Annotated in this window: 18 protein-coding genes and 1 pseudogene; 8 read left to right on the top strand and 11 right to left on the bottom strand. The window is 58.2% G+C overall.

The window, feature by feature from the left end:
* Positions 1-6: 6 nt before the first annotated feature.
* Entirely contained in the window at positions 7-1,218 is a 1,212-nt protein-coding gene (locus tag ACL2XM_RS04800) for a multidrug effflux MFS transporter (RefSeq protein WP_410014522.1), read from the bottom strand.
* A gap of 645 nt (positions 1,219-1,863) precedes the next feature.
* On the opposite strand from ACL2XM_RS04800, the gene ACL2XM_RS04795 reads away from it, so the two are divergent.
* Entirely contained in the window at positions 1,864-2,172 is a 309-nt protein-coding gene (locus ACL2XM_RS04795; protein ID WP_410014521.1) for a hypothetical protein, read from the top strand.
* 102 nt (positions 2,173-2,274) lie between these two features.
* On the opposite strand, the gene pbpC is transcribed toward ACL2XM_RS04795, so the two are convergent.
* From pbpC to ACL2XM_RS04745, 10 genes are all read right to left on the bottom strand, one after another.
* Complete coding sequence (gene pbpC, locus ACL2XM_RS04790) at positions 2,275-4,641, bottom strand: penicillin-binding protein 1C (protein WP_413732516.1); 2,367 nt, start codon at positions 4,639-4,641, stop codon at positions 2,275-2,277.
* Positions 4,642-4,701: 60 nt separating this feature from the next.
* Positions 4,702-10,728 carry an alpha-2-macroglobulin family protein gene (locus ACL2XM_RS04785; RefSeq protein WP_413732514.1) on the bottom strand — a complete coding sequence of 2,009 codons (6,027 nt, stop codon included), beginning with the start codon at positions 10,726-10,728 and terminating at the stop codon, positions 4,702-4,704.
* 105 nt (positions 10,729-10,833) lie between these two features.
* On the bottom strand, positions 10,834-11,685 hold the full coding sequence (locus tag ACL2XM_RS04780) for a PA4780 family RIO1-like protein kinase (protein WP_413732513.1): 852 nt from the start codon (positions 11,683-11,685) through the stop codon (positions 10,834-10,836).
* Positions 11,686-11,919: 234 nt separating this feature from the next.
* Positions 11,920-13,365, bottom strand: coding sequence for a PTS N-acetylmuramic acid transporter subunit IIBC (gene murP / locus ACL2XM_RS04775; RefSeq protein WP_413732511.1), 1,446 nt, complete (start codon positions 13,363-13,365; stop codon positions 11,920-11,922).
* A 125-nt stretch (positions 13,366-13,490) separates the two neighbouring features.
* Positions 13,491-14,288: an SDR family oxidoreductase gene (locus ACL2XM_RS04770; protein WP_413723464.1), complete on the bottom strand. Its 798-nt coding sequence runs from the start codon at positions 14,286-14,288 to the stop codon at positions 13,491-13,493.
* A gap of 76 nt (positions 14,289-14,364) precedes the next feature.
* Positions 14,365-15,441, bottom strand: a complete 1,077-nt coding sequence (locus ACL2XM_RS04765) for an ABC transporter permease (protein WP_413723159.1) — start codon at positions 15,439-15,441, stop codon at positions 14,365-14,367.
* A 9-nt stretch (positions 15,442-15,450) separates the two neighbouring features.
* On the bottom strand, positions 15,451-17,046 hold the full coding sequence (locus tag ACL2XM_RS04760) for a sugar ABC transporter ATP-binding protein (RefSeq protein ID WP_413732509.1): 1,596 nt from the start codon (positions 17,044-17,046) through the stop codon (positions 15,451-15,453).
* A gap of 10 nt (positions 17,047-17,056) precedes the next feature.
* Complete coding sequence (locus tag ACL2XM_RS04755) at positions 17,057-17,671, bottom strand: DUF2291 family protein (RefSeq protein ID WP_413723160.1); 615 nt, start codon at positions 17,669-17,671, stop codon at positions 17,057-17,059.
* Between the two features lie 68 nt (positions 17,672-17,739).
* Positions 17,740-18,672 carry a D-ribose ABC transporter substrate-binding protein gene (locus ACL2XM_RS04750; RefSeq protein WP_410016783.1) on the bottom strand — a complete coding sequence of 311 codons (933 nt, stop codon included), beginning with the start codon at positions 18,670-18,672 and terminating at the stop codon, positions 17,740-17,742.
* A 90-nt stretch (positions 18,673-18,762) separates the two neighbouring features.
* Positions 18,763-19,563, bottom strand: coding sequence for a GolD/DthD family dehydrogenase (locus ACL2XM_RS04745; protein WP_413732507.1), 801 nt, complete (start codon positions 19,561-19,563; stop codon positions 18,763-18,765).
* 374 nt (positions 19,564-19,937) lie between these two features.
* Between ACL2XM_RS04745 and ACL2XM_RS04740 the strand changes: the two genes are divergently transcribed.
* The 7 genes and pseudogenes from ACL2XM_RS04740 (at position 19,938) to ACL2XM_RS04710 (ending at position 23,997) form a co-directional block, all read left to right on the top strand.
* Positions 19,938-20,747 carry a DeoR/GlpR family DNA-binding transcription regulator gene (locus ACL2XM_RS04740; RefSeq protein ID WP_410014512.1) on the top strand — a complete coding sequence of 270 codons (810 nt, stop codon included), beginning with the start codon at positions 19,938-19,940 and terminating at the stop codon, positions 20,745-20,747.
* 59 nt (positions 20,748-20,806) lie between these two features.
* Positions 20,807-21,028 (top strand): 5'-nucleotidase, encoded by a 222-nt coding sequence (locus ACL2XM_RS04735; RefSeq protein WP_413732505.1) that lies wholly within the window; start codon positions 20,807-20,809, stop codon positions 21,026-21,028.
* Complete coding sequence (locus tag ACL2XM_RS04730) at positions 20,994-21,185, top strand: 5'-nucleotidase (protein ID WP_413723575.1); 192 nt, start codon at positions 20,994-20,996, stop codon at positions 21,183-21,185. Before ACL2XM_RS04735 ends, ACL2XM_RS04730 begins: the two co-directional genes overlap by 35 nt.
* On the top strand, positions 21,142-21,300 hold the full coding sequence (locus tag ACL2XM_RS04725; RefSeq protein ID WP_413723574.1) for a 5'-nucleotidase: 159 nt from the start codon (positions 21,142-21,144) through the stop codon (positions 21,298-21,300). The genes ACL2XM_RS04730 and ACL2XM_RS04725 overlap by 44 nt, the downstream gene beginning before the upstream one ends.
* Positions 21,301-21,579: 279 nt before the next feature.
* On the top strand, positions 21,580-21,831 hold the full coding sequence (locus ACL2XM_RS04720) for a type II toxin-antitoxin system Phd/YefM family antitoxin (RefSeq protein WP_413728092.1): 252 nt from the start codon (positions 21,580-21,582) through the stop codon (positions 21,829-21,831).
* Positions 21,821-22,101, top strand: a pseudogene (locus ACL2XM_RS04715) (type II toxin-antitoxin system RelE family toxin). Before ACL2XM_RS04720 ends, ACL2XM_RS04715 begins: the two are co-directional and overlap by 11 nt.
* Positions 22,102-22,341: 240 nt before the next feature.
* Entirely contained in the window at positions 22,342-23,997 is a 1,656-nt protein-coding gene (locus ACL2XM_RS04710; protein ID WP_410014510.1) for a putative transporter, read from the top strand.
* The last annotated feature ends 29 nt before the right edge of the window (positions 23,998-24,026 follow it).

Genomic DNA, 24,026 nt, shown 5'->3' with positions numbered 1-24,026 from the left:
GCGCTATCACGATAGTGCGCTTCCCGGGCTTTTCCGTATCACCATCAGGGCGCTGGCCGAGGTGAACAGCGCAATGATCCAGGCCATCGTCCAGGGCGTGCCGTCGCTCAGCCACGCCAGCAACAGGGATGAAATAATCCCGCTCCCGTACTGTAATGAACCCATTAATGCCGAGGCGGATCCCGCCATTCCCGGCACGTCATCCATTGCCGCGGCGGTAGACGTGGCGGCAATAACCCCGTTCATGGAAAAAAAGATAAACACGCTGATGACAATGAGCACGATACCGCCCACCTGCATTTTTGTCGCCAGCGCCAATATCACCGCGGCGGCGGCGGCAATCGAGGTGGCTATTTTCAGCAGCGTGTCCAGTTTGTGGCGCTGCACCAGCTTACGGTTGACGGCGCTGATGGCCATCAGGCCAATCACGTTTATGGCGAACAGCCAGCCATAATGCTGGGGATCAACCTGGTAATAACTGATATAGACAAACGGCGAACCGGTAATAAAGGCATACGCGGCAACATAATAGAAGGTCACGCACAGCGTATAGCGCATGAATGTCCTGTTCTTCAGCAAAGAAACATAATTAGCGAAAGCGCCAGCGAGTGAGGCGTTGATCCGCCGCGCCTGCGGCAGCGTTTCCGGCAGCCACCATAAGGAGATAAACATCAGCGTTCCTATAATGGCCAATAACCAGAAAATGGCGTGCCAGGACGCCACCCTGATCATCTGTCCGCCGAGCAGCGGACCTGCTATGGGCGCGATGGCCATAATCATCATCAGCGTCGACAACATTTGCGCTGCGCGGGTGCGGGTAAATAAATCCCGGATCATCGCGCGCGCCAGCATCGGTCCAATACAGGCGCCCATCGCCTGGAATACCCGCCAGAAGACGATTTGAGTAATATCACGCGACATGGCGCAGCCTATGGACCCGAGGGTAAACAGCACCATCCCGATAAATAACGGCACCCGGCGCCCCAGGCGATCGCTTATTGGCCCCCAAATAAGCTGTGCTATGGTAAAGCCAATTAAAAAACCGGTGATGGTCAATTCCGCGCTCCCCCGGAGATCGGCTGACATGGCCGGCATCGCGGGTAAATAAATATCTGTCGACAACGAGGTGAATGCCATTAAAGCACTCAGGATGACGATAAATAACAGCCCGGTATTGTGACTTGTGGCGATAAGCACTCGTCTTTCTGTTTTCTTCATAATGTTCTTTTTAGCGTATACGGGAGGTGGCAGAAACCTCATCTTAGCCTTGAACCCTTCCCGGGTAACCTGATGAAAATATAATGTGGCTATGAGTCAGATTCATAAATGGCCGTTTTGGCGCCGAGGGCCGCCATTCGAGCGCTAGCGGCCGTCGCACCCCTGGCCGCCCTTGGCCGGTAAACGCGCCGTTTCAGGTTTACCGCGGTGTTGTTATAGCGCGTGACCCTGGGGACATAAATGATAACAAACGCAATTGCCGATATTCGCAACGGATATCACGCCGGGATAATTTTAAATCGGTTAATATATTAATTCTTTTTACCGCTTGAATTTTATGGGGTTTTTATTACTCTTTACTGAGAGTTTTCTCAAAGCAAAAAAATAACCGGATATGATAAAAGTGGCAATTGCACCTGCCCATTATGAACGGTAATTTGTAAGTGTATTAATAATGAATTAATCGGGAAAATATATCTCAACACTCAATTACGCGTGTTTATTCAGCGCTGAATTTATTGTAAGAATGGATTATTATTTTTTATTTACACATTAACGCAATGCAATAAAATTGACATCGCACGTTGCATCTGGACATATCGCTATTACGCGACATTTAATACACAGCTTATTCAGGTATCTGTTATGACAAAAACCACCCTTTCCATAATGTTGGCCGGTTTTATGCTGCTCGCTTCCGGGTGCGCCTATATTGCTAATTCGCCCGGCACCAAGCCTTCCGTGACGCCGCCAAAGCTGGTAAGCCCCCCGGGGCAAAAGCAGTTTTGGAATAATGCTAAACTGTTCGGCCCTGTTCCGGAAAGATACCAGAATGAGGGCGATAAAGAATGTGCCGCGCAGGGAAATGGCAAAGCCATCGGTTATCATCCCAATCCAAAAGATTATTATGGCAAGTATTTTGGCAAAAGGGGCTATCTGTGCGCGTTCCATTGACGCCGGCCCAGGCCGGTATTCCGGGCCTTGCGGCATCGCGCGGCCCGGCGCGCCCATCTCAACAGCCAGGCCGTATGCTCACCCGCCGCGCGTTTTGCCGCCTTAATCGACAATCTCAATATTCACCAACCGGCTGTCGGCGCGCCCGCGATCGTCGATCGCCCGGATGCGGTAGCGCCCGCTGTTGATGGGCCGCCAATCAAGGGCCGTTTTGCTGGCGGAGCTGCCGAGATAGATATCATCGGCAAACCAGTACACCCGGTTGCTGTCGGCATCCGTCACCGCATTAAACGAAATCCGGTCGCGCCCCGGCTGTGATTGCCTCAGGGTATAGGTCGTGTTCTTTAACGGCGACGTAATCCGCGGCGGATTACCGCTGACGTCCACGCCGCCATCCTGGCAGTGATTCGCCGGCGGTTTGCGCTTGGGCAGGCCGGCCTGGGCAAAGACGTTCGCCAGATCCGACGGCCAGAACTCAAACACCTCGGTGCGGGTCTTATCTTCATCGTAAGGCGGGCAGGCCACGTCGCCGGTCAGTTTATCCAGCCGCACCGGGCGATACACCGTATCGACCTTGATTGGCGACTTGCCGGGAATAAACCAGGTTTTGCCTGTTTGCCGGCACCACGGCGTCGGTAAATCCCCGCTGGCGAGGCAGATATCGACCCGTTTCAGCTGCTTTGGAAAAGGCTGCTTCGGTTCCTGTAATGAGGGATAACTGGCGTTAATGCCGTCGATTATGTTGAAGAACAGCGGCGCGGCCGCTTGCGCGCCGACAAAGACATTATTGCCGGCGCCGTCGAAATTCCCTTCCCATACCACCAGGACGTAAGGGCCGAAAATCCCGACGCTCCACGCATCGCGAAAGCCCCAAGAGGTGCCGGTTTTCCAGTACACCGGTAACGATGCGGGTTGTTGAGCCAGCGTATCGCCGGGACGGCGGTGTTGGCGCAGCATGTCGAGGGTGATGAAGCTGGCTTGCGCGCTGAGTAACCTGACCGGGGCGGAACGCGGATCGGTTTTTTGCATCCGCAACGCTTGCAGCTCGCCGCGATTCGCCAGTAGCGCATACAGTTTTGCCAGTTCCTGCATCGTCACCTCGCCCCCGCCCAATACCAGCGCGAGGCCATAGTGGTTCTCACTGGACATATCGGCAATGCCGGAGAGCCGCAGGAACTGATAAAACGACGGCTGCCGGAGCTGCGAAGCGACGAACACGGCGGGAATATTGCGGCTGAAGTTCAGGGCATCCGTCGCGGTGACCGGGCCGAGAAAGCGGCGGTCGAAATTCTCAGGGGCATAGGCGCCAAACGCCGAGGGCACATCCTTGAGGATAGTCATCGGATGCAGCACGCCCTGCTCCAAGCCCAGCGCATAAATAAAGGGTTTGAGCGCCGACCCCGGCGAGCGTTTGGCGTTGGTGCCATTCACCTGTCCCTGAATGCCGCGGTTGTAATAATCCGCCGACCCGGCCAGCGCGCGTATTCCCATATCGCGGGTATCCACCAGCAGCACGGCGGCATTATGGATGCCCCGGCGCTCGTTGCGGGTGATAAACGCGGTTACCTGCCGCTCGACGAGCCGCTGCAAGCCGGCGTCCAGCGTGGTGTCGATACGGGTATCGGTGCCGATATAGCGCTGGTTTTGCTGGCGCAGCTGCTCGATAAAATGCGGCGCGATGAACGGCAGCCGCTCGGGCTGGCGCAGCGCCAGCGGCAGCCTGAACAACGCGCCCTGGCTGGCGTCGACGCCGTAGTGCCGCTGCCAGCGCTGGAACAGCCGGTTGCGCGCCTGCGAGAGCAAGGCGCCCAGCACGCCGGCGCCGGCATCGATGCGATAACGCGGCGACTGCGGCAGCACCGCCAGCGTCAGCGCTTCCGGCAAGGTCAGATCTTGCGGCGCCTTGTCGAAATAAATCAGGCTGGCCGCCCCGATGCTCTCTATATTGCGGCCATAGGGGGCGCTGTTCAGGTAGGCTTCGAGAATATCGTGTTTGGAGTAACTCAGTTCCAGCTGCGCCGCGCGCAGGACCTGCATGATTTTGCCCGACGGCGCGCGGGTATTGAGATGCCAGCGCATGCGCGCCAGCTGCATGGTGATGGTCGAGCCGCCCTGCATTTTACCGCCCGCGACATAACTGCGCCAGAACCCCCGCGCCAGGCTGAACGGGTTGAAGCCGGGGTGGAGGTAAAACCAGCGGTCCTCATGCAGCAGCAGGCCTTTGACCGCCAGCGGGGAAACCCGCTCCAGCGGAGTCCATAACCGGTAGCGGTCGTCACTGGCGAGGGCGATACGCATCAGCGTCCCCTGCCGGTCATAGTAGACCGACGATAAAGGTTGCCCCCGGGAAAGCGGCGGATGAGGCCACAGCCGGCATGCCAATACCAGCAGCGCCAGTAATAAAACCGCCATGGCAATGTTTTGCAGCCGGCGTTGCGTGGCGGCGGATAACACGGGAAAGAGGTTCATCTCATTACCCGGGGCGGTTTACGCCCCGGCCCTCCATGGCGGGGCGCTGACCGCGGCATATTATTGTTTAGCCGCCGCGCCGACCAGCAGTTTTTGGCCGCCGATGGACAGCGCCTGGACGTCACGATCATACATGGCCTCGCCATAAGCCGGCGGGATGACAAAGCTGCCGGTGTTGGTGGCTTTGATCTGATAGACAAACTCCTGCGCAACGGGGCCGGCGCTGCCGTAAATAACGACACGATCTTCGCGGATATCGCTGTAATCCGGCGCCCAGGTGGACCCGGAGGCCGCCAGCGGCGATTGCCAGGACGGCGGCGCGTTGGCCTCGCCGTTCTCGTCGGTGTCCCCATCGCCCTGGTCGGACGCCGGTTCCGGCGGCGTTTGCTGCACCACTTCAAACCCGCCCGGCAGCAAATCGACAATCGCCAGATTGCTTTGCCCTTCTTTGGCGTTGGCGCGTATGTTCAGATGCACGCTTACCGTCTGTCCCAGCGTTACCCGGGTTACCGGCTTGCCCTGGTCATCGGTGTAACTGCGGGTGATTTCCAGGCCGCGCGCTATGGCTTTTTCCGGCGCGGCCAGATCGTAGCCGGCCTGCGTCACCACATACCAGGCCGGCGCGTCATGACCATTTTCAACGCGAATCGCTTGCGCATCGGCGGTAAAATCGCCTTTGGCCAGCCACCCCTGCATGCTGGAAATCAGCTTGGGCCCGACCTGTTTATCCGCGCTGATTTGCGTGATTTTCAGCGCGCCCGGTGCCGTGGCCTGTGCCGCCACCTGCGCGGAGTAACTCTCCAGCGCCAGAATACTCATCGCCGATGAATAGGTGGTGTAGCGCTCCTCCTTCAGCGCCCTGATCATATTTTCCAGCACCTGCGGCGGAATCGAGGACACTTTTTCCGGGAAGTGACGGGTGATGAGATACAGTCGCGTCGCGTCCTGTACCAACGGGTCGAAATAAGCCTGGGTCCACCAGGCTTTTCCATATGCGTTGCCCAGTTGCGTCCAGGTCGGCTGCAACAGCGCATTGGCTTCATCGTCCATTTTCAGCAGGCGATAAGCCGACGCCAGATACAGCGCGCCGAGATCGGTTTTCCAGCTGTCGGGGTACCGCTGCTGTAAAGCGTCCTGTACCGACGCCAGCGAACTGGTGGTGATTTCCCCCTGCCGGGTCAGCAGATAGGACGCCCACGCGCGCAGGCGCAGAGTATACAAGTCGTCATGCTGGTTGGCGGCCAGCGCGCGCAGCGCCGCGTTCGCCTCGTCCAGCATACCGTCCGGCAAGGCATATCCCGCGTCTCTCGCTTCCAGCAGGGCTTGCACCACATACGGGGTTACGAACGGATCGGTTTCCGGCGACGAGCGCCACATGCCGATCGCGCCGCTGCCGTTTTGGCGCGAACGCAGCACCGCCAGCATGTTTTTCAACTGCTTACCGTTTTCCGCCTGGCTTTGATTGCCGTTGATTTCCGGGTGCGCGCCCGCGAGGATCAGCGGAATCGAGCGGCTGACGATCTGCTCGGAACAATAATACGGATAATCCGCCAGATATTGCGACAACCCGCTGGCCAGCACCAGCGGCGAATTGGAGACCGCCGCTTTACGCACCACGTAAGCATCGAACATTTGGCGCAAACCGGCGATATCCTGGCTGCGGCCGCTCATGCGTCCCATGATGGACTGGGTGCGAAATGGCATGGCCGGACGCACCGAGATACTGAGCGTGCGGCGGCTGGCTTTGCCGGTACCGGCGTCATCCCGCACCTGGGCGTCAAACACCAGCGGCGCATCGCCCGGAACGGCATTGGCGCGCAGGCGGAAGCTGATGGCGCCTTCGTGTTTTTCGGCAAGCTGGAGGTCGCGATCCGCGCCGCCGACCACGCTCAGCTGCGGCGGAACCGTGAGATGCACCGCAATCGCCACAGTTTTGCCGTTCAGTCCTTCGAGGTTATTGCTGACGCCGACGCTGACATCAAATTCATCGCCCGGGGCCACCATCGCCGGGACATTCGGCGTCATGATGACGTTGTCGCGCACGACGGCCGAGGTTTGCGCTTTACCGATTTTGTCCGGCGTTACGGAAATCGCCATTACGCGGATTTTGCCGTTGAAGTAATCCGGCACCTGATAATCAAACCGCTTCTCGCCGTTCACGTCGGTAATGCCGGACCAATACGCCACCGGCTTGTCGCGCTGACGTTTGAACGGATTGACGTTAAGATCCAGTCCTTCGCCGCCGTCACCGCCCGGCGCGGCCGCCAGCTGCATCAGCTTGCTGAACTCCGGCAGGATCAGGTCGAGGATTTGCGCGCTCTTAACGCCCAGCTCACGTTTGCTGAAGAAATACTCGAGCGGATCCTTCAGGCGATAACGCGCCACCTGCAAAATGCCCTCGTCGACGGCGAACAGCGCAACCTGCTGCGGGCCGTCGGTAGACACCGTCATCGCCAGGTTTTCGCCCGGTTTAATCACTGCCGGCACCGCGACACCGAGGCTGTTCTGACGCGCCTTGGTGCTGATTTTAAACGGCATGACGCCGTAGCTCAGCGGGCTCATAAAGATTTCATTGGAATTCACATCACGCACAAACTGCACGTTGATGTAGCCGTTACCCTCCATGCCCGCCGGAACGCGGATTTTCTGCACCGAACTGGTGGTATCGGTATGGAACCACTGCCAGCTGTAGACTTTGTCTTTTTCAATGGTTATCAGCCCGCTGCCGGTGTACGGCGCGTTAATCGACACCTCGATGTCCTCCCCCGCCGCGTATTCCGCCTGGTTCAGCTTCAGCGTCAGTTCCGCGTTGCGATCCAGGGCGCGGCTAAGGTTAGCGTTGCCGGCGACGCTATAGGCGATGCGGTTCAGCGCCTTGCCCCGCGCGTCTTCAATCACCAGCACAAAGTCGCCCGGCCGGCCGGTGGCAAGTTTGAGATCGGCGCCCTGCTCGGTCAGCGCCAGCGGCTGTTCAGACAGCCGCACTTCCTTCATTTTCGATTGATATTTATAGACGCCGGAATCCTGCCGGGTCAGCACGGAAATGTATTTCTGCTCGATCAGCGCGGCTTTCAACGCCGGCGGCGCGATCCGCCGGAGCGAAGGGTCGACGGCGATGATATTCAGGTGACGGACGGCGTCACGATTGATGTAGCCCAAATCGCCGTCCGCCTTCACCCCGACCAGGTAATCGTACGGCGACACCAGAACGCGCGCCGTGGCCGCGACGGAACGGCCGCCGCCGGCCACAAAGGCTTCCGCTAGCAGCTGCAGTTGATAGGTCGCGTCGGCGTATGACGTCAGATCCAGCGGAATAGCCGCCGCGCCGTTTGCGTCGGTCTGGCGGTCCTCCAGCGCGGTCTCAAACCCATCGCTGTTCTGGCGATCTTCGTAGAACGCGTAGTCCGGGTATTGATCAAAGCTCGGATACATCGGGCGCAGCGTCAGTTTCGACGTGACGCGCCGATCCTGCGCCGGGGTCCCGAACAGGTTCTGCACATCGATATTGGCCCGCAGTTCCGAGGGTTTGACCCAGCCCTGCCGGCGATCCGGCGTCAGCTGCAGTTTCACTTTTAACTGATCCGGCTCGAACGCTTTCACGTTTACCGCGGTATGCCCCAGCAGCGTCGACGACGCGTCGTCTTTGCCGATCAGATACAGATAGACATTCCATTCGCCGGTCGGGGAGTTATCGTCGGTGGTATAACTCAGCTCGTTGAAACCGCCGGCGCCCAGCGTCAGCGGAATAGTGCTCATCAGCTTGTCGCGCGGATCGTGGATTTCAGCGCGCACCGGCACGCCGGCCAAGCCGATGCCCCAGTCGGCGGCACGGGTAATCAGGCCGATATGAAAGGTCTCCCCCGGGCGATAAACGCCGCGATCGGAGAACAGATAGCTGTTCAGCGTACGCGGATCGTTCGGGGTTTCTTCCCCGTCGACGTCAAAGCGCGAGAAATCGAGACCGCGGTCATTGTTGCTATCGGCCGGCAGGAAGGACACATCGCCCTCTTTTTCCACCAGAAACATGACCGGCGCGCGCTCGCTGGTGTAGACATCCAGCGCGGGAAAACGCACGTGGCCGTCGGCGCCGGTGGTCCGGGTCAGCAGCGTGACGCCGTTTTTGGCGATAACCGACACCTTGGCGTTGGCGACCGGCGTACCGCTATGAATCGACTGCACAAATACGTCGCGGGTTTTATCCTGCGCGCGCTTGGCGATAATGCCCAGATCGGTGACGACCACAAAGCGCGAATCCCCCGCCGCAGCCTCTTCTTCGTGCTGGTCATCGTCTTGGTACGGGTTGCCGTCGTCAGCGGCCGGCGTCGCCTGCTTTTTGTTGGGATCCCACTCCGTAAGCGTCAGCAGGAAGACGCCGCGATGCGAGCGCGGATCGGTGGAAAGATAACGGGAGAGATCAACGCCCTGATAATTTACCTCCCCCGGATGGCCGCTGTTCACCGCCGCCTGATAGGTAAAGCGCTCGGTAAAATACTCATCATTCAGGCGGTTGAAATCCGCCGATGAATACTGCCGGCTCTTGAACGACACAATGTGCTGCAGCTGGCTTGGAATCACCCGTTTGATATCGAGACGCAATCCCGGCACGTTACGCGCAGCTAAGCTGATTTGCCTGTCGCCGTTCACCGACAGCAGCGAGCCTTGCGACACAAATTGCAGGGATTTGGGATACTCCGGCACCGGTACGACACGGTAGACTTTTTCCGGCATTTTATAGCCGCCGGCAGAAACCAGAACATTGTCGATTTCCACCAGCATGGCGCGGTGCGCCGGGGCATCGAAACGAAAGCTGAACTGCGGCTGGAACTCGTTTTCGGCGTCATTAAGCTGGACATCCACGGGCGAGGACTGCGCGAGCACGTTATTTTCAACGTTCCCGACCTCCCAGTTGGCGTAGTCATCCGGGCCGGCGGCGGCATCCCGATCGTTTGGATTGTGCTGCGGCAGCAGCCAGACTTTCACCGCGCGGCGCAGGTCTTTATCTTTTACCGCATCGCTGAAGGCTAAGATCAACGCGCGCTGGCTGCCGGCGCCATCGGCATCAACAACCTGCGCGCTGGCCTCTTTAACCGCCAGGCTGTAGAGCGTCGGCACGGAAACCGTCGCGCCGCCGGGCTGCGCGGTGGCATTGGACGGCACCGCGGCTTTCACGCCCGCGCCGATGGCGATACGCACCGAACCGCCGTGATCCAGGGGTTGCAGCGGTTCGGAGTGCACCCAGGCGTTGAGCTTTTTCTGGTCATAGACCACGGAATAACGCAGTTTCGACCCGGACTTGGCGTTACCTTCGAGCAGATCCAGGGCAATCCGTGTTTCGAAACTGGCGGCATCCACCGGCGCGTTGAACTGAACGTTAAAAATCGCGCTGCGTTTTTGCGCATCCTGCGGGTCCTGAAAATACTCGGCTTCGCCAAGCTGATAGCCGAACGCCGGCGCGCTGAAGGCGTACCGCCTGGTCGCCAGCGTGGTTTGCGGCGCGAGCAGGACGTCCGGGGTGAAATTCACTTCATATCCGGCGCCCATCGGCAGCGGATTTTTCGGCGTGAAGACTAACCTATGGTCGTTCACCCATCGCCACTCGCCGGCGACGGCCGGTTTGAGCGCAATGCCTTTTGCGACGACCTTGCCGACATCGCTCAGCGGCGCGGCGGCGTTGCTGAAATTGAAGATAGCCTGCTGCGGCGCGGCTTTTTGCGCCGCGTAATTCACCGCTTCCGGGCCGCTGACGCTGACGCTGGTTTGCTCAGGCACCCTCGGCGCCGATTCGATGAGTTGCGGCCGGTTCAGCCACCAGTGCCAGCCGTAAACGGCCGCGCCCGCGGCGCACAGCAAGACCAGAATCGACAGGCTGACGGCGAGCGGGTGTCTATCCGCCCCGCGTTCCATATGCCCGACGCCGCGCTTGAGTCCACGGGACAGCGCCGTCCACCAGGCAGGGGCGCGCCAGTGGATATTGCCGACTAACGGTTTCATGATGCGGCCGAGCAGACCCAGGAGAAAAGTCAGCGCGCGCAACAGGCCCTTTATCAGTATAAAAGGCAGGCGCAGCAAGAATCTGAGTACATCCATTTGTAGCGATACTCCCCATCCCTATCAGTGTTACTGATACTTTAACTAAAGACAGGGGTAAAAAGTGATTTACGCAGAGTATTTTGGCGGCCGTTCACGTTGTTTCTACAAATCGCGCTCTTTTTGTGCCCGCTGCCGGTCATAATATTCATATTCGGCGGCGATGATTTCATCAAGCAACGAATCGACGTCGGCTTTATGGGTATCTTCGGCGAACTGCCCGGTCAGGAGGGTTTCCGGGGTCAATTTACCGTCTTCATATAATGCCCAGATTTCCTTCGCATAGCGGGTTTCCAGCAACCGCGGCGCGAACCGTCCGTAGTATTCGGTCATATTATTTACATCGCGCCCGAACATCGCGGCGGCAAGATTGTTCGCCGCGGCATCGACGGCCTGGGGCAGATCGATAATCACCGGCCCGTCGGCATCCATCAGCACGTTAAATTCGGATAAATCCCCGTGGACGATACCCGCGCACAGCATCCGCACGATATTGCGGATCATGACGGCGAAATCGGCCACCGCCTCTTCTTCCGTCAGGATCACGTCGCTCAAACGCGGCGCGACCACGCCCTCGGCGTCGGTGATAAGCTCCATCAGCAGTACGCCGTCCAGGCAAATATAGGGCTGAGGTACGCGCACGCCGGCTTGCGCCAGGCGGAACAGCGCATTGACTTCCGCCGTCTGCCAGGAGTCTTCCTGCTGTTTGCGTCCGAACTTCGAGCCTTTTTGCATCGCGCGCGCGTTGCGGCTGTTACGGACTTTGCGCCCTTCCTGATATTGCACGGCCTGTTTAAAGCTGCGTTGCGTGGCTTCTTTGTAAACTTTGGCGCAACGAATCTCTTCACCGCATAACACGGTGTAAACGTCGGCCTCTTTGCCGCTGCGCAGGCGACGGACCACAGTGTCTATCAGACCGTCATCCACCAGCGGTTGGATTCTATTTGGAATTTTCATGCAGCCTTGTACCCTATTTCAGCGCTTGAGGGAATGACCGGCGCAATATTCTTGCGCAGCCCGATACCTTTTGCCGCACTGATTAGTAGCATTATCCATTATCTCTTTATGCCCAGATTGACGCCATTATGCCACATTATTTATCGATGCTGGGCGTTATGCGCGCATTCCCCCCACCTGCCGACAAATGTTTCGTCACAAAGCGCACATCGGCGGGACGCCGCGGCGGGGGAATTAACTCAAATCAACGTTTTTGCTGCCGCAGAGCCAGGTGATGATAAAGCCGGCGGCATAGGACACCAGCAGCCCGGCGCTATAGACCATCATCCCGGCATAGATGCCCTGCGCGGACGTCATCAGCGGGATGGTCAGGATACCGGAAGGACCAAAAACGGTATTGAGGCCGACCGGTAATCCCAGATAGGCGACGGCGCCCAGGAAGAACCCGCCGACGGCGCCGCCGAGACAGGCGGTGACAAAAGGTTTTACCCTGGGCAGCGTGACGCCGTAGATCAGGGGCTCGCCAACGCCGAGGATGCCCGGGATAATGGCGCCCTTGATCTGGGCGCGCAGCAGCGAACCCGTTTTCGCCCTGACGTACAGCGCCATTGCCGCCCCCACCTGTCCCCCGCCGGCCATGGCCAGGATTGGAAACAGCGAATTAAACCCCTGGGCATCCATCAGGGCGAAATAAACCGGGACAAAACCCTGGTGAATGCCGAACATCACTGCAAGCAGAAACAGGCCCGCCAGGACGGCGCTGCCGAACGGGTTGCCGTTCAGGTGCAGAAACAGCCATGACATGCCCTTATACAGCGCCCCGCCGGCCGGCATGATCACCACAAAGGTCACCGCCCCCATGATCAGCAGGGTGATGACGGGGGTCAGAATCATATCCAGATTATCGGGCATCACCCTGCGCACCCTGCGCTCGACCCAGGCGCCCATGATGGTGGCGATCAGCACGCCGATAATGCTGCCCCTGGGATCGATGGGCAGGCCAAAGAAGCTGTCGATACCGGAATAATACCCGACCCTGGCGTCCGGGACGTAGCCCAGGACAAACAGCGAGGCGATAATGGCGCCGTTCACTCCCGTGCCGCCAAACGCCTTTTGGGCGTTATGGCCTATCAGGATGCTCAAAAAAGCGAACAGGCCTTTACTGAATACTTTCATATAACCGATGATGCCGATAAGCCAGGCATTGGGCGACGCAACCCCGATAATCAGGCTTTGCTCCAGCAGGGTGGCGATCCCCAGCAGTAATCCGGCGGCGATAAAGCCGGGTATAAGCGGCGTGAAGATGGTGGCGAAGCGGGTGAAAAAGTGATGCAGGGCGCCGCTCTGGCGCGATTTGAGCTGCCTTTTATTCTGCGCGGCGATAGTGATGAGATCGCCTGCGCCCTCGTCGGCCTGCGGCTCCACGCGGCTTAGCGCAGCATTCATGATATCCGCCGCGGTTTGCGCCTTGCCGGGGCCGAGCACGATCTGTAACTGATCATCCCCCTCGATCACCCCCAGCACGCCGGCGATTTTTTTCAGCGCCGCGCCATCGACGCGCGCGCTGTCTTTCAACGTGAGCCGCAGCCGCGTCATGCAGTGGCCGCAAACCGCGATATTATTCCGGCCGCCGACCAGGGCCAGTATCTGTTCAATCATTGCTGTGTTGATTTTCGCCATGCGCATGGACACCTGTGCTGAAAGACCGCCCGGTTAACACCGGTGCCGGGCTTTAGCATCATGCCGCCGTCTGGTGATGCAATCAATTCACCTCATGAACATTTTTGTCCCTGCCGCCGCCGCGGTCAGGACATGATCAGGCCGCCGTCGATATTAATGGTTTGCCCGGTCAGGTAGCGGGCGTCGTCGGAGGCTAAAAACGCCACCAATCCGGCGACGTCCGCCGGCTGCCCGGCCCGTTTCAATGGAATGCCGCGTACCCACTCCGCCATCAGTTCGCCTTTACCGTAGCGCTTTTGGTCGGTACTGAGGATTTCGCCCCAGACCCGGTCGTTATACTCCCACATCTCGCTTTCAATAATGCCGGGGCAAAACGCATTGACCGTAATATTATGCGGCGCCAGTTCATGGGCCAGGCTTTGGGTGATGCCGATGACCCCCATTTTGCTGGCGGCATAGTGCGGCGTGTAGATAAACCCCTGCCGTCCCTGGCCGGAGGAGGTATTGATCAGGCTGCCGTACCGCTGTTTCACCATGATTTTCGCCGCCTCGCGGCAGCATAACCATACGCCGGTGGTATTTACCGCCAAAATGCGCTCAAAATCGCTTTTCGGCATCGAATCAAAATAATCGATGGTGATGACGCCCGCGTTCTGGATGGACACCTCCACCGCGCCGAATTTCTCCAGCGCCTGCCGGTACAGATCCCGCACCTGCGCCTCGTCGGTCACGTCGACCCGCAACGGTAAAATGTCCGCGCCGTACTGTTGCCGCAGCCGATCGGCGGTGGCGAATATCCGTTCGGCGTCCGAGACCATCACCAGATTGGCGCCGTCGCGGGCGAAACGTTCGGCGATGCCGGCGCCGATGCCGCGACAGGCGCCGGTAATCACCACGGTTTTACCACTGAAATCTCGTTTCATCATGTTATCTCCACGTTGTTGGCGACGACATCCGCCGCGCGCCGGAATGGATCCGCGCGTTCAGCCGGCGCGGCGCTTAGCCATGGCTCGCCTCAGACATCGCCTGCTGCGCCGCCTGCTGCTTTTTTTCGTGGCGGCGCATCAGCGTGACCTTGCTTTGCAGCCGCTGCTGGAACTGATCGATTACCACGGCGGTGACGATCACCAGGCCCTTGATCACCATTTGCCAGAATTCGCTGACGCCCATCATCACCAGGCCGTCGGCAAGAAACACGATGACAAAAGCGCCGATAATGGAACCGAACACCCGCCCGCGTCCGCCGGATAGCGCCGTGCCGCCGAGCACCGTGGCGCCGATGGCGTCCATCTCGAACATGTTGCCGGTCATCGGATGGGCGGTTTGCAATTGCGAGGCCACCACCAGTCCGACCAGCGCGGCGCACAGGCCGGAGAAGGCATAGACGAAAATCTTCACTTTCACGATGGGCACGCCGGCCAGGCGCGCCGCCGGCTCGTTGCCGCCGATGGCGTAGATATAACGTCCCAGCGGCGTTTTTTTAGTCAGGTACATGCCCAGCAATACGATGGCGGCCATCAGCCAGATCGGGTTATACACACCCAGCAGGGTGCCGGAACCCAGCGTGGCGAAGCCGGTATTGCCCAGGGCCGCCAGGCCCGAGAGATTGGGAAAGGTTTTGCCGTCGGTGGTGAGCAGCGCCGCGCCGCGCGCCACATACATCATGCCCAGGGTGCAGATAAAGGGCGCCACCCCCAGCCGGGTGATCACCACGCCGTTGATCGCGCCGATGACCGTACCGGCGAGCGCCACCACGATAATTGTCTCCACCACGTTTAAAAACAATAGGTTGTCGCCCCATAGCGGGATGCCGAGGGTGAGCAGCGCGCCGCCGATCATGCCGCACATCCCGGCCACCGCGCCGACCGACAGATCGATGCCGCCGGTGAGGATCACAAGCGTCATGCCCACCGCCAGCAGGCCGGTGATGGCGACATGCTGCGTCATAATCAGCAGGTTCGACGTGGTGATAAAGTTCGGCACCATGGCGCTGAAAAAGCCGATGACGATTAGCAGGGCGATAAAGGTGCGCGCCTTGAGCAAATACATATAAACGAGATATTTTCGGCTTTGCATAACCTGTCCTTAATCATGAGGCGTCGAAGCGCGGATAAGCGTTTCCCGGTTTACCCCGGCGCGTGGCAGGTCGGCGGTGATTTTACCGTCGGCCATGACAATGACCCGGTCCGCCAGTTGCATCACTTCGTCCAGTTCGGACGAGGAGAACATCACGGCCAGTCCCTGCTGCGCCATGGCGCCGATCAAATGATACACATCGGTTTTCGCCCCCACGTCGATGCCGCGGGTGGGTTCGTCGAGGAATACCACCTGCGGCTGGGTCAGCAAGGCTTTGCCCAGCACCACCTTTTGCTGGTTGCCCCCGCTCAGGGAGGTGACCGACAGATCGACATCGCTGACTTTGATGGCCAGCGTATCGATCATCCGCCGCACCGCACCGGACTCCTTGTCATTGCGGATCGGCAGCAGCGTTTGCCAAAAGCGTTTGCTGCGCAAACTGGAGAGGGTCATATTGGCTTTGATCGACAGCAACTGCACCAATCCTTCCGCCTGCCGGTCCTCGGGCACCAGCGCCATGCCCAGCGCCAGGCGCCGGCGGAACGAAAGGTGTTCGATGCGCCGGCCGCCGAGGGTTATCTCGCCGGCATCGGGTTTAAACACGCCGAGCAGCGTCTTGAACAGCTCAGTGCGCCCGGCGCCCAGCAGCCCATACACGCCCACCACTTCCCCCCGGTGCAGGGTCAAACCGACGCCGTTAAGGGCGTAGCCGCCATTTTGATGCAGCAGCGTCAGGCCGCGGGCCGCCAGGACCTCCTCCCCTTTCACCGCCGGGCTGTAATCAAAATGCTTGGCTTTTTCCCCCACCATGCTGGCGATGATCCAGGGGATGCTCGCCTGGGCGATTGCGCGCTCGGCGACGAATTTGCCGTCGCGCAAGACCGTAATGCGATCGCCGATGGCCATCAGTTCCTCCAGCCGATGGGAGATATAGATAATGGTGACGCCGCGGCGCTTAAGCTGTTCGATAACATTGAACAGCACCTTGACCTCGGACTGGCTCAGCGCCGACGTCGGTTCGTCCATGATAAGCACCCGCGTGTCTTTTGACAGCGCGCGGGCGATCTCCACCAACTGCTGGTGGCCGATCGCCAGCTCCTCCAGCGGCGTGAGCGGATCGACATCCAGTTCCAGGCGTTCGAGCAGCGCCTTCGCCAGTTGATACTGGTAAGCCACATTGATGCGGCCGCGCTGGAAAAACTCGTTGCCGATAAAAATATTGTCCATGACCGTCATGTTGGGAAACAGATTCAATTCCTGGAAAATAATGCTGATACCCAGTTTTTCCGCCTGATGGGTGGAGCCGAGCGCCACCGGCTGGCCGTCGAGCAGGATTTGACCGCTGGTGGGGGTTTCGACGCCGGCCAGCATTTTCATCATGGTGGATTTACCGGCGCCGTTTTCACCGATCAGCACGTTAACCTGGTTGCGGTAGACCCGATAATCAACATTATCGAGCGCCACCACGCCCGGATAGAGCCGCGATACGCCGCGGGTCTCGATAATGACCGGCGCGCCCTGGCGCAGGGAGGCGCGCGGCGTAACCCGATCGTTGACATAATGGGACCGGGGTTCGGCGGCGGCGGCGGTGCGTGGGTTTGCCATGGCGCTCTCCTTATTGCGTAATCTTAACCGGCGTGATGAGCAGCGGCGGTTGCGGCGTATCAAAGGCGCTGAACACCCCGTACACCGTTACTTTGCCGCCGACGGCAAAGGTCTGTTTCGCCACGGTGTTGATGGCCTGCTGGTTAATGGCCTTGCTGAAATCACCAAACAGATTCTGATCGTTAAAGTCGGCATAACTCAGCCCGCGATAGCTGTCGCGCAAATCGGTGCCGCGAAAGGTCGGGCCAATCTGCACGTTGACTTCCCCGGCCGCGTCGTCGCTCTTTATCACTATCTGACCGTTGCGGGAGGTGGTATTCACCTCGCTGATGGCGCCGGTCACCGAGACGGCAAACACGCAGGGATTTTCTTCCTGGCTGCGGTAGCCGAACTGCTGGCAGGCGGCGTCAAAATCCTTGGCATGGCCGATTTGCGTCAGCAGGCTGCCCAACGGCCTGGCGGAGGCGATCACCTGGGGCGCGATTTTCTGGTCGAATAACTGTGCCGCCTTGGCTACATTGGCGTTCGGCGGGTTTTTCAGCTCCGCCAGCTGCCGCTCCGACACGATGCGGCAGCCGGATAACGCCACGGCAACCAGCACCGCCCATAGCATGCGCGTTGACATCCGTTTTATCTCCTTACGCGCCCCGCGCAGCCACGGGGCGCGATACACATCGGTGACGATCGCCGTCGTTATTGCTGATAATTAAAACCGTTCACTTTATCGGCGTTGTTCTGTTTAATCAGAATGCCGCGGAACATGATGCGTTCCTTACCGCTATAGCTGCCTTTTTGCAGATACTGGTCAAGGATTTCCACGCCCTGGGAGGCGATGGCCTGTGCCTGGAGCATGACGCTGGCATAAAGATCACCGGCCTTGATGGCGTCGCGTTCATCGTTGCTGCCGTCAATGCCGACCACGGTGACATCTTTACGGCCCGCGGCTTTGAGCGCCGCTATCGCCCCCAGCGCCACCGGACCGTTGCCGGATATCACGCCTTTGATATCGGGGTGGGCCTGTAAGATACTGTCCATGATACGTTTCCCTTCAAGCAGGTTGCCTTTGGCGTCCTGGCGGGCAATCATTTTCATCTCCGGATACTGGTCGATGACATTGTGAAAAGATTTTGAACGCGTCACGCAATTGTTGTCGGCCAGGTTGCAGGTCAATTCGGCATAGCTGCCTTTTTCTCCCATTTTTTCGACGAATTCATTGGCCACATCGGAGCCGGCCTGGAAGTTATTGTGGGTGATCTGCGCCAGCGCCACGCCATCCACCGGGATTTCCCGGTTGATAAGCACCACCGGCACGCCGGCGTCCTTAGCCTGTTTTACCGCCGCTACGCTTGCCTGCGAGTCGGCGTTATCCAGAATGATGCCCTGCACTTTACGCCCGATAACCAGGCTTATCAGCTCCCCCTGGCGTTTCACATCCTCGCCGTGGGACAGCACCAGGGTTTTGTAGCCCATCGCCTGCGCTTTGGCTTCGGCGCCTTTGGCCTCGGCGGAGTAATAGGGGTTATCAAGGGAGTTGACCAAGATGGCGATGGTGCCTTTCTCGGCGGCGAAGGCGTGCGGCAGATAACAACCCGCCATGAGGGCGAACAGGGTAAGATATTTTTTCATGATAAGGTCTCTCGTGGTCATTGTTTTTTTTACCGTGGGTACAACGGGTGCACAACGTGGTTTGCCTGAATTCGTCCTCCGGCGCGCCGTTTACCAAATGGTAAACCCGCCGTCAATCATCAGATCCGCGCCGGTAATCATGTCGCTGCCGTTGCTGGCGAAAAACACGATGGCGGCGGCGATTTCGTCGGTATAGGCAAAGCGTCCCAGCGGAATTAATTTTTTCATCTGCTCCCCTTTCTCTCCGCGCCAGGCTTTCTCGCCCATGGGCGTCAATACGACGGTGGGCGACAGGGTATTGACGTTAATGCGGTGCGGCGCCCACTCTTTCGCCATCACCTTGGTCATGCCCAGCAGGCCGGCTTTGGCCGAGGTATAGGCGCAATGATTATCGATGGCGATGGAGGCGGCCTGGGAGGCGATATTGATGATCTTCCCGCCGCGGCCGCGGGCTATCATGCTGCGGGCGGCGGCCTGCGCGCACAAAAACGGACCGGTCAGGTTTACCGCCAGATGTTGTTGCCATTGGTCGAAGGCGGTGTCGATTGCCGGCTCCAGCTGTACGTAACCGGCGCAGTTCACCAGTATATCGATCTGGCCCCGGCGCTGCTCCACCTGGTTAAACGCCTGCGCGACCTGCGCCGGGTCGCCGACATCGCATTCGATATAGCTGACCCGGTCCTCGCCCAATTCCGCCGCCGCCGCGGCTTTGCCCGCGCTGTCGAAAGCCGGATAAAGCAGCGCCAGCGTCGCGCCTTTCGCCAGCATCATGCGATTGGCGGCCATGGCGATGCCGCCCAGGCCGCCGGCGACCACCGCCACCTTGCCGGCCAGCGATTGCGTAGGGTCCACGCCATAGCGCAGATTGACGTCATACTGATTATTGTTCATCACGGGTCTCCATGGGTGAAAGGCCGTCGTCACAGCCGGTAAATGATGGCGATTTTCGCGCGCGGGGGTGTTTTAATTCATTTTCGAATAAAACTATATATTGTCATTTTGATCATTTATGAGGCCAGGATCAGGTTTCAAACAAAAACTGAATATGATGACATAAGCTTGTTTTTCAGCGTGTTATAAATTTGATGGCAAAATTGACCCTGATTAACCTGCTGAAATGTAGGATTTTTTAGCTATCTTTTTCCTGTTCATTTTCGAATGAAAATCAAAAAAAAGACAACCGACGCAACTCGCTTTCGCCTGCGCGCGACGTTACTATTTGCCGGTAAGCCTCGGGGGATGGAATACCGATAGGAGTATCATGATTGAAAAGCAAAAATGAGCAGTGGGCTGATATGCAGCATCGCCGCAGCAAAATACTGGAAATGATAAAAGAAGACGGCACCGTGTCGGTGAAAATGCTTACCGATACCTTTGACCTGACCGAAGCGACGATCCGTTCAGACTTACGCGTGCTGCAGCAGCAAGGCTATATCCAACGCTACCACGGCGGCGCGACGCTGCTGGACGGCAAGCAGAATACCCACGCGCTGCTGCTGGCGCGCCAGACCCAGCTTGGCGAAAAAGACGCCATCGGGCAATTGGCGGCCAGTTTTATCGAGCCGGGCGACACCATTATCCTGGATGCGGGCACCACCACCACGGCTATCGCCAATCATCTGAACCATATCAAAAAGCTGTCGGTCATCACCACCGCCGTCAATATCGCCCTGCAATTAGGCGGCGAGCCGGGGGTGAATATCCTGTTGACCGGCGGTACCTTTAAATTTCCCACCCTGTCGACCTCCGGCGAGAAAGCCGCCAGCTTTTTCGAAAATATGCTGGCGGAAAAACTGTTCCTGGCCACCGCCTGTATTTCACCGCGCGCCGGGCTGAGCTATCCCAGCGAAACGGACATCAAGGTGAAAACGGCGATGATCAATTCGGCCAATACGGTATTTGTGGTGGCGGACTCCACCAAGATCGATAAGGTCTCGATGTTCGCCCTGCCCTGTGAATGGCGCAAGATTCATTATCTGATTACCGACAGCGGCATTACCTCCGACGCAAAAGCCGCATTCGAGGCCTTGGGCATCCAGGTACTGGTGGCGCAAACCGCCGGCGCGAGATCCTGATGCGCCGGGCGGCAAGCTTAAAGGCAGTCTCAGGGGAGAATAAAACTGAGGAAAATTGAATGGCCTACGATCTTGGGCATCGTCATGTTATTGGCGTCTGCTCGAGCGCTGTTTTTGATTTGACAGGGTCCAACGCGGTATTCAAAAGCCAGGGAGAGGAAGAATACCGGAAATTTCACGAGTTCCAAAGTCAAAAACGTCATGCAGCCGCACAATCCTGGCCCCTTAAAGGAATTTCTTGTCAGGATGGCGAAAATTCAATCCGTGGAAGAAAAGTATAAGATTCTACATCCGGGTTATGAAAATCGCCTGAGAATTTCCATAGTCACCGCCAGGAATGCGCCATCACATGAACGCGCCTTAAACACGTTGAAGAGCTGGGGCGTGATGGCGAATGACGCATTCTTTCTCGGCGGTATTGAAAAAGTCAATGTATGAGGGGGTACTGAAACCACACATTTTTTTCGATGATCGGTCTCCCTATCTTCTGACCGCCAGCGCGGTTGTTCCCTCCGTGCATATCCCCTTCGGTGTTATCAATCAAGCAAATTGACGCGATAAGACCTGCCGTACAGGTAAAGACCACTATCACGCGTCCAGATACCTTTGCCGATTCCCGCTCGACGAACGTCCGTATGCGCGGGACCACGCCACTGTCCCGCAGGGTTTTCAATATCACCAGTCCCAAAGACGGTATAAGCGGATGAGATTGAAATTGATGCAAACCACCCTTATTTAAACAGGTAGGGTCGCTCTTAGAAGTGTGTTTAGAGGCGCCTTGAAAAGCACCTTTAAAAGACTTAAAACAAGCGAAGCTAACAGGAGACTAAAAATGACCTTTACAATTTTGACCTCTACCGCCGCCAGTATTACTGAGCTAAAACGTAACCCGATGGGGACGGTCGCCGACGGCGGAGGCAACGCAGTGGCTATCCTAAACCGTAATGAGCCCGCGTTTTACTGCGTCCCCCCCGAGCTTTACGCTTATTATCGGGAACTGGCGGAAGATGACGAGTTAAACCGGATTGCTGATGAGCGTTTGGTTGACCCTGCGTTTATCAGCGTAAAACTCGATGAATTATGAATTAAAATTTGAAAAGCGGGCGCTAAAGGAGTGGCACAAACTGGGTAATACCGTGCGGGATCAGTTTAAAAAGAAACTTGCCGAGCGCCTTATGCAGCCGCATGTACCTTCAGCTCAGCTGCATTGCAGCAGCAACCGTTATAAAATTAAACTCCGGGCCAGCGGCTACCGGCTGGTTTATGAAGTTAATGATAAGGAAATCCTGTTGCTGTCATCGCTATAGGCAAGCGCGATAACGATGATGTCTATGCTGCGGCCGACAAGCGCTGAACATATTTCTCTTAATGTATCTTCTCAATCCGGGGCAATCAAATTCATAAGACGAACCGCTATGCGATCAGGTCATGAACCAGGCTGCCGCAGGCTGGAAGATGAGCTCGATAATCAATAGACGCAACTATCACCCGTGGTTCATATAGCTTGATGTTTTGTGCTCTTTACCTCATTTCCTTCGCCACGCCTCTGCCAGAATACCCGACAACAACCTCATGATTTTCCAGGGATGCGGCAATGAGCGATATAGCACTGACGGTCAGTATGCTGGCACTGGTGGCGGTGATAGGGTTATGGATAGGTAACTGGCGTATATACGGCGTGGGTTTGGGTATCGGCGGCGTGCTGTTCGGCGGCATTATCGTCGGCCATTTCGCCCATACGGCGGGACTGAGCCTGAACGGCGATATGCTGAATTTTATCCAGGAATTCGGGCTTATCCTATTTGTGTATACCATCGGCATCCAGGTCGGGCCGGGATTTTTCTCCTCATTACGCGTCTCCGGCCTGCGGCTCAATCTTTTCGCCATGCTGGTGGTGGTGTTGGGGATGCTGCTCGCGGCCCTGATCCATAAAGCGTTTAACGTCCCCCTGCCCGTGGTGCTCGGCGTGTTTGCCGGCGCGATAACCAATACGCCGGCCCTCGGCGCCGGTCAGCAAATTCTCACCGATCTCGGCACCGGTCCCGCCCAGATTAACCAGATGGGCATGGGCTACGCCATGGCCTACCCCTTCGGCATCTGCGGCATCCTGCTGACCATGTGGTTTATTCGCTTTGCATTGCGCATCAATGTCGAGCGCGAGGCGGAACAATTCGATAGCGCCAGCGGCGCCGGCCACGCCCAGCTGCAGACCATGAATATCCGTGTCGTCAACGCCAATCTCGAAGGGCTGGCGATGCAAGAGGTACCGGTGCTCAACAGCAGCGAAATCGTCTGTTCGCGCTTAAAGCGCGGCGAGAGCCTGATTGTCCCGCTGCCGACCACCCTGATTCAACAGGACGATTTGCTGCACCTGGTGGGGTTGAAAAGCGATCTGGAGAAAGCGCGCCTGGTGATCGGCCAGCAGGTGGACACGTCGCTGTCCATGCAGGGCACCGACCTGCGCATGGAGCGGGTGGTGGTCACCAACGAAAAAGTCCTGGGCAAAAAGATCCGCGACCTGAATTTTAAACAGAAATACGATGTGGTGGTTTCCCGCCTGAACCGCGCCGGGGTGGAACTGGTGGCCGGCAGCCATGCCAGTCTGCAGTTCGGCGATATCCTCAACCTGGTGGGCCGGGCGGAGGCAATCAATGCCGTGGCCGCGCTGGTGGGCAACGCACGGCAAAAATTGCAGCAGGTGCAGATGCTGCCGGTGTTTATCGGCATCGGTTTGGGCGTATTGCTGGGCTCGCTGCCGCTGTACGTACCGGGCTTTCCCGCCGCGCTGCGCCTCGGCCTGGCCGGGGGACCGCTGGTGGTGGCGATTATCCTGGGACGCATCGGCAGTATCGGCAAACTCTATTGGTTTATGCCGCCCAGCGCTAACCTGGCGCTGCGCGAGCTGGGCATCGTGCTGTTTCTCTCGGTGGTGGGCCTTAAATCCGGCGGCGGTTTCGTGCACACGCTGATCCAGGGCGACGGCCTGTCGTGGCTGGGCTACGGGATCATCATCACCGCCGTTCCGCTGCTAGGCGTCGGCCTGCTGGCGCGCGTGGTGTTCGGGATGAACTATCTCACCCTTTGCGGCATGCTTGCCGGCTCGATGACCGACCCGCCGGCGCTGGCTTTCGCCAACGCCCTGCATGGCACCAGCGGCGCGGCGGCGCTTTCCTATGCCACGGTTTACCCGATGGTGATGTTCCTGCGCATTCTGTCGCCGCAGCTGCTGGCGCTTATTTTCTGGGTCTGACGGCGCGCCGCCGGCCGGGAGGGACGGGC

Origin of the sequence: Sodalis sp. RH20 (assembly GCF_047324205.1) — a bacterium.
GTDB lineage: Bacteria > Pseudomonadota > Gammaproteobacteria > Enterobacterales > Enterobacteriaceae > Acerihabitans.
This window is presented reverse-complemented; position numbering and strand designations above follow the sequence as displayed.

Bases quoted from the DNA above. Each gene is read 5' to 3' on its own strand.
- ACL2XM_RS04800 (WP_410014522.1), bottom strand. From the start codon at position 1,218: ATGAAGAAAACAGAAAGACGAGTGCTTATCGCCACAAGTCACAATACC.
- ACL2XM_RS04795 (WP_410014521.1), top strand. From the start codon at position 1,864: ATGACAAAAACCACCCTTTCCATAATGTTGGCCGGTTTTATGCTGCTC.
- pbpC (WP_413732516.1), bottom strand. From the start codon at position 4,641: ATGAACCTCTTTCCCGTGTTATCCGCCGCCACGCAACGCCGGCTGCAA.
- ACL2XM_RS04785 (WP_413732514.1), bottom strand. From the start codon at position 10,728: ATGGATGTACTCAGATTCTTGCTGCGCCTGCCTTTTATACTGATAAAG.
- ACL2XM_RS04780 (WP_413732513.1), bottom strand. From the start codon at position 11,685: ATGAAAATTCCAAATAGAATCCAACCGCTGGTGGATGACGGTCTGATA.
- murP (WP_413732511.1), bottom strand. From the start codon at position 13,365: ATGGCGAAAATCAACACAGCAATGATTGAACAGATACTGGCCCTGGTC.
- ACL2XM_RS04770 (WP_413723464.1), bottom strand. From the start codon at position 14,288: ATGAAACGAGATTTCAGTGGTAAAACCGTGGTGATTACCGGCGCCTGT.
- ACL2XM_RS04765 (WP_413723159.1), bottom strand. From the start codon at position 15,441: ATGCAAAGCCGAAAATATCTCGTTTATATGTATTTGCTCAAGGCGCGC.
- ACL2XM_RS04760 (WP_413732509.1), bottom strand. From the start codon at position 17,046: ATGGCAAACCCACGCACCGCCGCCGCCGCCGAACCCCGGTCCCATTAT.
- ACL2XM_RS04755 (WP_413723160.1), bottom strand. From the start codon at position 17,671: ATGTCAACGCGCATGCTATGGGCGGTGCTGGTTGCCGTGGCGTTATCC.
- ACL2XM_RS04750 (WP_410016783.1), bottom strand. From the start codon at position 18,672: ATGAAAAAATATCTTACCCTGTTCGCCCTCATGGCGGGTTGTTATCTG.
- ACL2XM_RS04745 (WP_413732507.1), bottom strand. From the start codon at position 19,563: ATGAACAATAATCAGTATGACGTCAATCTGCGCTATGGCGTGGACCCT.
- ACL2XM_RS04735 (WP_413732505.1), top strand. From the start codon at position 20,807: ATGGCCTACGATCTTGGGCATCGTCATGTTATTGGCGTCTGCTCGAGC.
- ACL2XM_RS04730 (WP_413723575.1), top strand. From the start codon at position 20,994: ATGGCGAAAATTCAATCCGTGGAAGAAAAGTATAAGATTCTACATCCG.
- ACL2XM_RS04725 (WP_413723574.1), top strand. From the start codon at position 21,142: ATGACGCATTCTTTCTCGGCGGTATTGAAAAAGTCAATGTATGAGGGG.
- ACL2XM_RS04720 (WP_413728092.1), top strand. From the start codon at position 21,580: ATGACCTTTACAATTTTGACCTCTACCGCCGCCAGTATTACTGAGCTA.
- ACL2XM_RS04710 (WP_410014510.1), top strand. From the start codon at position 22,342: ATGAGCGATATAGCACTGACGGTCAGTATGCTGGCACTGGTGGCGGTG.